The sequence below is a fragment of the Lactobacillus apis genome, from assembly GCF_002837055.1.
GTDB classification, from domain to species: domain Bacteria; phylum Bacillota; class Bacilli; order Lactobacillales; family Lactobacillaceae; genus Lactobacillus; species Lactobacillus apis.
On the sequence record NZ_PDKP01000021.1, the window covers coordinates 1 to 10,483 of the forward strand.

The 10,483-nt window shown below is 37.5% G+C and carries 9 protein-coding genes and 2 pseudogenes; 7 read left to right on the forward strand and 4 right to left on the reverse strand.

The features are described 5' to 3' along the window. The 4 genes from CRG87_RS07110 to CRG87_RS07125 all read left to right on the forward strand — a co-directional run. Nucleotides 1-284 (forward strand): PTS sugar transporter subunit IIA (locus CRG87_RS07110; protein ID WP_133125493.1); only part of this gene is annotated, 284 nt, incomplete at its 5' end. Between the two features lie 28 nt (nt 285-312). After that, the gene (locus CRG87_RS07115) at nt 313-1,758 is read left to right on the forward strand and encodes a glycoside hydrolase family 1 protein (RefSeq protein ID WP_074425941.1); all 1,446 of its coding nucleotides are present in this window, start codon (nt 313-315) and stop codon (nt 1,756-1,758) included. A 62-nt stretch (nt 1,759-1,820) separates the two neighbouring features. Next, on the forward strand, nt 1,821-3,269 hold the full coding sequence (locus CRG87_RS07120; RefSeq protein ID WP_371258110.1) for a glycoside hydrolase family 1 protein: 1,449 nt from the start codon (nt 1,821-1,823) through the stop codon (nt 3,267-3,269). Nucleotides 3,270-3,296: 27 nt separating this feature from the next. Then, the gene (locus CRG87_RS07125) at nt 3,297-4,121 is read left to right on the forward strand and encodes a histidine phosphatase family protein (protein ID WP_074425940.1); all 825 of its coding nucleotides are present in this window, start codon (nt 3,297-3,299) and stop codon (nt 4,119-4,121) included. A gap of 214 nt (nt 4,122-4,335) precedes the next feature. Here CRG87_RS07125 and CRG87_RS07130 read toward each other — a convergent pair whose 3' ends face one another. Together CRG87_RS07130 and CRG87_RS07135 are read right to left on the reverse strand one after the other, a co-directional pair. Next, entirely contained in the window at nt 4,336-4,968 is a 633-nt protein-coding gene (locus CRG87_RS07130; RefSeq protein ID WP_074425939.1) for a hypothetical protein, read from the reverse strand. An 86-nt stretch (nt 4,969-5,054) separates the two neighbouring features. Beyond that, nucleotides 5,055-5,915, reverse strand: a complete 861-nt coding sequence (locus CRG87_RS07135) for a helix-turn-helix domain-containing protein (RefSeq protein WP_074425938.1) — start codon at nt 5,913-5,915, stop codon at nt 5,055-5,057. Between the two features lie 104 nt (nt 5,916-6,019). Between CRG87_RS07135 and CRG87_RS07140 the strand changes: the two genes are divergently transcribed. Beyond that, entirely contained in the window at nt 6,020-7,270 is a 1,251-nt protein-coding gene (locus tag CRG87_RS07140) for an MFS transporter (RefSeq protein ID WP_074425937.1), read from the forward strand. A 43-nt stretch (nt 7,271-7,313) separates the two neighbouring features. On the opposite strand, the gene CRG87_RS07145 is transcribed toward CRG87_RS07140, so the two are convergent. Further along, nucleotides 7,314-8,552 carry an MFS transporter gene (locus tag CRG87_RS07145; protein WP_371258109.1) on the reverse strand — a complete coding sequence of 413 codons (1,239 nt, stop codon included), beginning with the start codon at nt 8,550-8,552 and terminating at the stop codon, nt 7,314-7,316. 276 nt (nt 8,553-8,828) lie between these two features. Here CRG87_RS07145 and CRG87_RS08335 point away from each other — a divergent pair. Beyond that, a pseudogene (locus tag CRG87_RS08335) lies at nt 8,829-9,140 on the forward strand (cytochrome C5); the annotation flags it as partial. 54 nt (nt 9,141-9,194) lie between these two features. Then, nucleotides 9,195-9,749 (forward strand): annotated as a pseudogene (locus tag CRG87_RS08340) (cytochrome C5); the annotation flags it as partial. A gap of 64 nt (nt 9,750-9,813) precedes the next feature. Here the strand turns inward: CRG87_RS08340 and CRG87_RS07155 are convergent. Further along, nucleotides 9,814-10,483, reverse strand: a 670-nt coding sequence (locus tag CRG87_RS07155) for a discoidin domain-containing protein (RefSeq protein ID WP_207763439.1), incomplete at its 5' end; no start/stop codon positions are given.

The window sequence follows — 10,483 nt, forward strand, 5'->3', positions numbered from 1 at the left end:
GACATGCAATTGGTTTAAGATCACCTAAGGGTGCCGAAGTTATGATTCATATCGGCATGGACACTGTTGAATTAGACGGTGAAGGGTTTAAACTATTAACTGAGAAGGGTAAAACTGTTAAAGCAGGTGAACCACTCATCGAATTTGATATCGATAAAATTAAGAAGGCTGGTTACGAAGTTACAACGCCAATCATTGTTACTAACACTAATAACTACCATAAAGTTAATGTAGTTGCTAGCGGTGATGTAACAGTTGGTGACAAGTTGCTAGACTTAGAATAATAAGTATTTAAAGAAAGGAATATCTTTTATGAAGACTAATAATTTCCCAAAAGGCTTTTTATGGGGTGGCGCAACTGCTGCTAACCAATTAGAAGGTGCTTACCAAGAAGGCGGCAAAGGATTATCACTTCCAGATGTTTTGCCTGGTGGAAAAGAGCGAATGAAGATTATCGCTTCACCTGACTTTGATTTTAAGATTGATCCTAAATATACTTACCCAAACCATGTTGGTATTGATCACTACCACCACTTTAAGGAAGACATCAAACTTTTTGCTGAAATGGGCTTCAAATGCTACCGTTTCTCAATTGCCTGGTCAAGAGTCTTCCCTAATGGTGACGAAGAGCAACCAAATGAAGAAGGCCTTAAGTTCTACGATGCAGTTATTGATGAATGCTTGAAGTATGACATCGAACCAGTTATCACCATTTCACACTACGAAATGCCACTTCACCTAATTACTGAATATGGTAGTTGGACAAACAAGAAGTTAATTGGTTTCTATGAAAACTTTGCACGCACAGTTTTGACTCGTTACAAGGACAAGGTTAAATACTGGATGACCTTTAACGAAATTAATAGTGCAGCTCACTTCCCAATCATGAGTCAAGGTTTGGCATTGAGCAATGGTGCAGGCGACAAGAAGAATATTTATCAATCATGGCATAATCAATTTGTTGCTGGTGCTAAAGCTGTTAAAATTGGTCATGAAATCAACCCTGATATGCAAATTGGTTGCATGATTTTATACGCAACTACTTACAGTTATGATTCAAATCCTAAGAACCAATTAGCTACTTTGCAAAATAATCAAGCTAATAACTTCTTCTGTACTGATGTACAAGTTCGTGGTCATTACCCAGCTTACACTAAGAGTTTACTGGCTCGTGATGGTGTTGAATTAAGTGACATTGACTACAATGATGAAGAACTTGATTTACTTGCTAAGAACCCAGTTGACTACATTGGCTTTAGCTACTATATGTCATCAGTAGTTGATGTAACTCACGAAAATCAAGAAACCACTAATGGTAACTTGATGGGTGGTGTTAAAAACCCATTCTTGAAGGCTAGTGACTGGGGTTGGCAAATCGACCCAACTGGTTTGAGAATTGCCCTTAACGAATTATCAGATCGTTACGAGAAACCATTATTTATCGTTGAAAATGGTTTGGGTGCGATTGATAAGCCTGATGAAAATCACTATGTTGATGATGATTACAGAATTGACTACCTTCGTGAACATATCGAAGCAATTTCTGAAGCAATTTCAGATGGTGCTGACGTAATGGGTTACACTCCTTGGGGCTGTATCGACCTAGTTAGTGCTTCAACTGGTGAGATGTCCAAGCGTTACGGCTTCATTTATGTTGATGAAGACGATGAAGGTAACGGTACATTTGATCGTTACAAGAAGAGATCATTTGATTGGTACAAGAAGGTTATCGACACTAATGGTGAAGATTTAGCATAATAGTTCACTTTGCGTAATAGCTCAGAAAACTATCAGTGAATTTGACGAAAAGGAAAAATTCTATGATGAAGACTAATAATTTTCCAAAAGGCTTTTTATGGGGCGGCGCAACTGCTGCTAACCAATTAGAAGGTGCTTACCAAGAAGGCGGCAAAGGTTTATCGATTGCAGATGTTTTGCCTGGTGGAAAAGAGCGAATGGACATTATCGCTTCACCTGACTTTGATTTTAAGATTGATCCTAAATATACTTACCCAAACCATGTTGGTATTGATCACTATCATCACTTTAAAGAAGACATCAAGCTTTTGGCTGAAATGGGCTTCAAATGCTATCGTTTCTCAATTGCTTGGTCAAGAGTTTTCCCTAACGGTGACGAAGAGCAACCAAATGAAGAAGGACTCAAGTTCTACGATGCATTAATTGATGAATGTTTAAAGTATGACATCGAGCCAGTTATTACCATTTCACACTATGAAATGCCACTCCACTTGGTTACTGAATACGGTAGTTGGAAGAATAAAAAGCTAATTGACTTTTATGAGAACTTTGCACGCACAGTTTTAACTCGTTATAAGGACAAGGTTAAATACTGGATGACCTTTAACGAAATTAACAGTGCAACTCATTTTCCAATCATGAGTCAAGGTTTGGTATTGAGCAATGGTGCTGGTGATAAGAAGAATATCTACCAAGCATGGCATAATCAATTTGTTGCTGGCGCTAAAGCTGTTAAGATTGGTCACGAGATTAATCCTGATATGCAGATTGGTTGTATGATTGCATATGGAACTACCTATAGCTATGATTCTGATCCCAAGAATCAATTAGCTACTTTGCAAGATAACCAAGTTAATAATTTCTTCTGTACTGATGTACAAGTTCGTGGTCATTACCCGGCTTACACTAAGGGCTTGCTTGCTCGTGATGGTGTTAAGTTAAGTGATATTGATTACAATGATAAAGAACTTGACTTGCTTGCTGAGAATCCTGTTGACTATATTGGCTTCAGCTATTACATGTCACTAGTAGTTGATGTAACTCATGAAAATCAAGAAACTGCCGCTGGTAACTTGTTGGGTGGTGTTAAGAACCCATTTTTGAAGGCTAGTGACTGGGGTTGGCAAATCGACCCAACCGGTTTGAGAATTGCACTTAACGAATTGTCAGATCGTTACGAAAAACCATTGTTCATTGTTGAAAATGGTTTGGGCGCGATTGATAAGCCTGATGAAAATCATTATGTTGATGATGACTATCGGATTGACTATCTTCGTGAACACATCGAAGCAATTTCTGAAGCAATTGATGATGGTGCTAACGTAATGGGCTATACTCCTTGGGGCTGTATTGATTTGATTAGTGCTTCAACAGGTGAAATGTCTAAGCGTTATGGCTTTATTTATGTTGATGAAGACGATGAGGGTAACGGAACATTTGATCGTTACAAGAAGAGATCATTTGACTGGTACAAGAAGGTTATCGACACTAACGGTGCAGATTTAGCATAGTTATGATATTTAATTTAGGTAAAAGCAATGAAACGTAAAGTAATTACTTTTTTGACAGTACTTGTAGGAGTTTTAGGCCTATTTTCCACTAACTCCACTCAAATTCAAGCAAAGAGCAAGAATAATAATAAGCCTGTAGTGATTTATTTGACGCGTCATGGCGAAACTACAGCTAATGTGATGCATCTTGCACAAGGCTGGAGTGACTATACTTTGACTGATAATGGTGTCAAAGGGGCAGAATATCTTGGAAAAGGTCTTAAAGGAACAAAGTTTAAAGCAGCATATTCTGGTGATTTGAGTAGACAAGAAAAAACTGCTCGTGGAGCTTTGGATTACTCTGGTAACAAGAAGATAAAAGTTAAGACTGACGAGCGTCTTCGCGAATGCAACTATGGTAGTTACGAAGGACGACCAGATGTAGCAAAAAATGTTCCTGAAATTGCAGCATATTTTGGTTATGACAGTATTGACGACTTTGTGAAAAAAGAAGGCAAACTGTTCCAAAATAAAATGCAAGATGGATACTATGCTTTAGATCAGCAAAATAAGTTAAACACCAATCTGCCTGAACAATACCGTGCGGAAAGCTCACAGGTTGTTGAAAAACGGATGACTGATGTACTGACTGAAATTGCAAAGAAACACCAGCGTAAAGGTGGTAATGTTATAGTAGTAAGTTCAGGCATGTCGATTAACTTATTTTTATCAACACAAAATTTCCCTTCTTTTGAAGGTAAAGGATTAGCTAATGATTCTGTAACTAAACTAATTTATCAAAATGGCAAATTTAAGTTGTCTGGAGAAATTGGTAGTTTGGAATACTATAACAATGGTATGAAAGCTAAATAAAAAGAAGTATGACTTCGTTAAAAGCCTCGAAATTAAGTAATCTTAATTTCGGGGCTTTTATTATGTAGTCAAAATGCAAGATTAGAAATCTAAATAAAACACTTGTCCAATTGGATAACCAGCTTAATTAATGAAAAAGATAATTTGAGTAATGGGTAAAACAAAAGGCGGCTTTTGCCGCCTTTTTTATTTGTAATTATTGTGAGTACTTAAGTTAAAACTTGGCTGAATACTCCATGTCTTTGAATTGATAATGAGCATATTTTTTGGTTAACTTCTTGGTTCTAAAGTACTGACTGGTTACCTTGAAGTTTTTCGGATTAGCTTCGAACATGACACGGTACTTCTTACCTTTGATTGTTTCGGTGCGGCAAGTAATAGCAATGTCATCTTTTTGGATAGGTTCAGATAATGGATAGCCTAAGATAGCCCATGTGATGCCAGCATTGCTTACCCATGTTCTACGAAAAGCGTGAAGATACAATCTATTTGCTACACATTTTTTCTTCCATTCTTCAGGCATTTGCCACGGATAGTTATGTGTACCTTTTACATAACCGTATTCCACAATAGTGCAGTTGCCACAAATGTCGCCAAAGCCTTCACGGATAATGTAACGGTAATCACTTTTACCGCCCCAGTAACCTTTCCAGCTCTTAGGAAAAACATCCTTTTTTAAGACGCCATATTCATTACCAGTTTCTACTGCAACTTCTGGAGGTGTAAGCACGGTTTCATCTTCACTGCTTGCATTAACATCTCTAGCACTGGCTGCTAAACCAATGCTTCCAATTCCTAGAAAAATTGCCGCAAGGGAAATAAGTTTTATTATTTTTGCTTTTTTCATAATTGACCTCAAATATTCTGTAAATAAATGCTTATTAACAAGTATGATTATACAGCAAATTACTTGTAAAAATAAAAGCACATACACTAATTTGTCATCTTGGTGTTTTCATCAATCATTCTTTGACAGCTTTTGCTAAGCTCGGTCATACCAATTAGAGAAAGTTGTTCAACTTCTTTTTGGCAATTATCGATGTAGACTTGCTTTGGTTCATCGTGATACTTAAGCAGATTTTCTAAAATCAATAAGAGCATTTTGCTGAAACAAGTAATTGGTTTAGTTGGAACTTGCTTGGACATCTCAATTAGTTCCCAAGCATCAGTATACTTGTTCTCGCTTATGCACATTTCAATCATATTAATTAAAATGCCTAAAACAATGAATTGAGTGTCCTCGGCATTACTATTTTTAAATTGGCGAAAAATTTTCTTAGTAATCACCAAATCGCTACCAAAATCATAAAAGTACATAAAGTTCAAAAAAATGGTTATTGTATCTCTATCGAAATTTTCGGCATTAAAGAATTTACTTTTTAATTCGCTCTTTTCTTTTGCACTTAGCTTTTCAGTTGTTTGTTCTATTATTGCTAACACTGAATCAACACGCAGCAAAAGCTCATCTTTATCTGCAAAAGTACTATTAATAATTGTTCGTTTAATTTCTTTTAGGTGTTTAAGGTCGCAATCATAATAAGCATCAGTGATTTGATTAATTATTTCTTTTTCTAGTGCATCATTTGATTTGGTTTGGTAATCAATTTCATCAAAAAAAGACGCAAGATTGACATGATTTCGTCTTAATAATTCAATTAAATCTTCCGCTGAAATACGGCTTAAGCCCTTTTCAACTTTTGAATAAAAGGACGGACTGATAATCTCACCAATCCATGAACGTTGTGTTTTACCAGCCTTAATCCGATACTCTTTAAGTAAATTGCCGATAGTCATTTTTAGTATATCCTTAAAAATATTGTTTCATATATGACACTTTTTAATTTAAAATTCTAACTCAAATATAATAATTGTAAAGAAGTATATTTAGGAGTGAAAAGATGATTGTTTTTTTAAGAAATAAAGAATACCGCAAGTTTTCGATTGCCAGCATCTTATCAAGTGCGGGAGACATTCTATTTTATTTAGCTTTAATGACCTATGCCAGTCGGTTAAAAAATTACTCACTTGCATTGTCGTTAATTGCAATTTCTGAGTCTATTCCACGCCTTTTATCTAGTTTTGGCGGTTATTTTGCAGACCGCACAAACAATAAATTTTCTAAGATTGTTTGGCTGGCAATGATTAGAGGAGCGCTCTATTTATTGGTTGGTTTCCTGTTTAGTCAAAATATTGCTGGCTGGAACTTGGTAATGACCGTAATTCTAATTAACTTTGTTTCAGATACCCTTGGAACATATTCAAGTGGACTAAGCACTCCTTTAATTGTTGATTTAGTTAAAGAAGATGAAGTTGGTGAAGCAGAGGGTTTTACTACCGGAGTGTCGCAAGTAATTACACTGATTAGTCAATTTATTGGTTCAGGGTTGTTACTATTTATGTCTTATTCTGTGTTAGCTGTTATTAATGGACTAACATTTATCGTGGCAGGTTTGATTTATCTTAGTATTTCGCGGAAGCAGCACAAGGATACAGCACAAGATAAAGTCCAAGAAGTAGACGACAGAAGCTACTGGGCAACAATGGCTTTGGCTTTAAAACAAGTAAAAAAGGCCGGTGGACTTTTGACCACTGTTTTAGTTATTGCATTACTGAATGGCGTTTTAAGTACGATTGAGCCTCTATTGTCAATCGTGATAGCTGGTAATCGTCAAACAATGCTAATCGGTACATATAGTTTTACAATTGCTTTAGTCGGTGCAATGGCAGGCGTCGGTGCCGCCTTAGGTAGTATTGCTGGGACTAGATTATTCAAAAATATTTCCCTTTATTTGGTTGTCTTACTTGCAAACCTTGCAGCTACCTTTGTTTGTATTTCAATCATGGGCAAACAATTAATTTGTTGCCTGATTACTTATTGTTTAATGGGCTTCTTTGCAGGAATTGCTAGTCCAAAACTAACGCAATGGCTAGTTACTACAGTTGACCGTAAAATTCTGGCATCATCGGTTGGCCTAATAAACACGGTTTTACTAGTTGTTAGCCCATTAATGACAACTGCCTTTACAACTTTGTCGGCTGCTACCCATGTTAACTATGCTGTGCTAGGTTTATTAATACTGAGTCTTTTAACTTTTGTAGTTACTATCATTGTAATGAATAAAACAAAAGCAAAACCAGCTGCAAAATAAAATGAATAATAATAAAGCTAACCAGGAATTTCTGGTTAGCTTTTTACTTGTTAGTGTTTTTCTTTAAACTGAAAAAGATTATAAGCATAAAGTTGATTAATAGGGTGAAGCCAGTCGTCCAAAAGACGGTTGCATAATTAAACAAACCAGAAATTGTTGATCCCATTAATGAACCAAAAACTGAACCGACAGCTTGGAACGATTGGTTGTAACTGAAGATTCGACCAAAACTTTCTGCTGGCGTATTAAGTGTCAATACAGTTTGAGCTGCAGGAAGCATTGCGGCACTGGCAATACCGAGTAGAAAACGTAACCCTGCAAGGGCCCAAGGAGAATTAGTTAAAGCCATTGGTACAAATAGAATTGCACCAACGATTAAGCCAAGACGTAAAATTTTTAGCGGGCCAATTTCATCCATTTTATGACCGATTTTTGAGGCCGCAAGTAAAGTACCAAGGCCTGGAGTAGCAGCAACTATTCCGGCAACGAAGGCAATATTCTTACTGTTTGGCATCATCGATTTAACGTATAGCGAAACAATCGGGTCAATCGACATGTTGGCAGCTTGCACTAATAGGGTAGTGATGAACATTGCAAAAATCAATTTAACGTTAGGCAGGGTATGAATAATTTCCTTCATTGGCTTCATTTCTTCACGCGAAATTGGGGTAAATTTCTCTTGTACTAGGAAGGTTGAACCAAGAAAAACTAGTACCATTAAAAAACCAGTAATGAAGAAAGGAATACGATAACCCCAAGCACCGCCAAGCCAGTTACCAAAAAAGTTTGATAACACACCACCAAGTAGTGGGCCGACAAGGTTGCCAGCAGTCCCTGCTGTCATCATCTGGCTCATTACCCAACCACTTTTTCTATGCGGTGTTTCGCCAGCAATAAGTGCTGTTGCGTTGTTAATATAACCGGAAAAAGCTCCTTGAATGAATCTCATCACAATGATATAAATCGCGTTTGGTGCAAATCCGGTTGCCGTAATAGTTAAGGCCATGACGCCAGAAGCTCGCATACACATGAGTTTACGCCCCTTACGGTCAGCAAGGTTTCCCCAATAAGGTGACACTATTGCCTGGGCAATAAAGGTCATTGCAAATGCAAGACCGGAGTACATACTGATTTGAAACTTACTGTAATGCCCTAAATCAGCGATGAAAAGCGAAATGAAGGGCATTGTCATGGAATACCCCATACCGGTAATAAAACAACCTAACCATAGGGTATAAAAGGCTTTATGCCATCCGTCGGGTAATTGATCTGAACTTTTCAAAATATCCTCATCTTTCTTTTTAAAATTTTCAAAAAAACAACATCTTTTTTTATTCTAGCACAATAAAATTGCTAAAAATTTATAAAAAAGTGCAACCTCGAATTAAAAACGTGCTAGGATATTGTTTCTGAAAGGAAGAGGTGTTGTATGAGTCAGGATTTACACATGACAAGACGTGAGTACCGTAAAAGATATGCGGGTGAACAGCAAGAAGTGCCTAATCGGTCCGCTGAAAACAAGTTGTCTGAACAGGATACTGCTTCGACAACACGTACTGAATATCGTCATTTAAAACTAAATTTCTGGGAAATCTTTTCAGACCGGCCTTATGTTGCCGTAGCAATAGTTGTTTTGGCTATTTTCTTTGTAATGTCTAAGTTATGGTGGCTACTGGCAATTCTAGCAATTATTGTTGGTGTGGGAATTTTTATTATCGGTCACAGTCATCATCCCGACCGTGTCCTCAGCCTTGAGTTTAAAATGAAGGCTTCACGTAAATTGAACATGTTACGAGCACTTCAATTTGGTGGATCAGTCTTGATGTTTCTGGCTACTTATATGAAAAAAGTGGTGACGGTTAACTTTCCGGCCGCTGGTTCAACCGATGGCTTACAAGTGATTCAGGGCATTTTGTCTAACCGTGGTGGAGTTTNCTTGATGTTTCTGGCTACTTATATGAAAAAAGTGGTGACGGTTAACTTTCCGGCCGCTGGTTCAACCGATGGCTTACAAGTGATTCAGGGCATTTTGTCTAACCGTGGTGGAGTTTATGGTCAACAAGGTTCGTACTTGTTAAGTTTGCTCAATACTTTCACCGGGGGTCAGCTTTGGGGTAAATACCGCTATGCAACCAATAGCGCACAAATGATGAATAGTGGTGCTGGTCGGTTGATCATTATGTGGGTTTTATTATTGATGATTGCACCTGCTTTTTGTGTTTTAGCACAGTTTTTTAGAGAGCCATATTCCCGTAACACTGCGCTAGTTGCTTCAATTGTTGCAACAATCAGCTTTGTATTAACACCACATTTACTCAGTAAGTGGATTGTAGAATATGCAATGGAGAACCGGATGGCTAATGAGCAAGCAAAAGCAGCAATTAGCATTGGGCCGATGGCATATGTCGCAATGCTTTGTGCAGTTTTGGTCTTAGTGATTTCAATCTATCGGGCAATTAAAAGGGATCATTTTGAATAACGTAAAAAGCAACAAACTAACAGATTTGCTAGTTTGTTGCTTTTTTAGCACTATATTTTATCAATTATCTTTTAGCACGATAGAAAATTATTTCGCGTGCTGCAACCATCGGACCGGAAGAGCGATAAACAGTTAAGCGAACTGATTTGGCGCGTACATCACGCAAACCAATTACCTTATTTTTACTGTCTGCTTTCCAAGTGACATGGTCTGCATACACATGGTAGTTTTCGTTATCAGTTGAAACTGCCAGACTAATTTCGGTTGGGTCACCTTCATGATCAATGTTGCGTGGAACAAAGGCCATGCGACTTAATTTTTCAACGTCGCTAAATTTGAAAGTCAATTCTAAGGGATGTTCGGGGCTTACCGGTTCACTTGTTTGCCACTCGCTAGCTAGTTTTAGGTCTGTTAGGTAATCAAGTGGATGATTAGCTTTGCTGGTAAAATTGCTTGTAACAGAAATTTCTTGGATGGCATAGTCTTCTGCTGCATGTTTAGTAATTACACCAAAAAGATCTGACCATTCTGAAACTTTATTGCCAATTACGTAACGCATCCGAATGATGTAGCGCGTGTTAGGAAGCAATTCGTGGAACGTAAAGCTAGTGCCTTCGATGCCTTCGTAGAGAAGATTGTTAATTTCAACTTGCACTTTGGCAGGATGGGTCCAAGCTAACTCAAATGAATGAGCTGAAATTTTGCTTGAAGCAACTGACGGTAGCTTTGGCGAA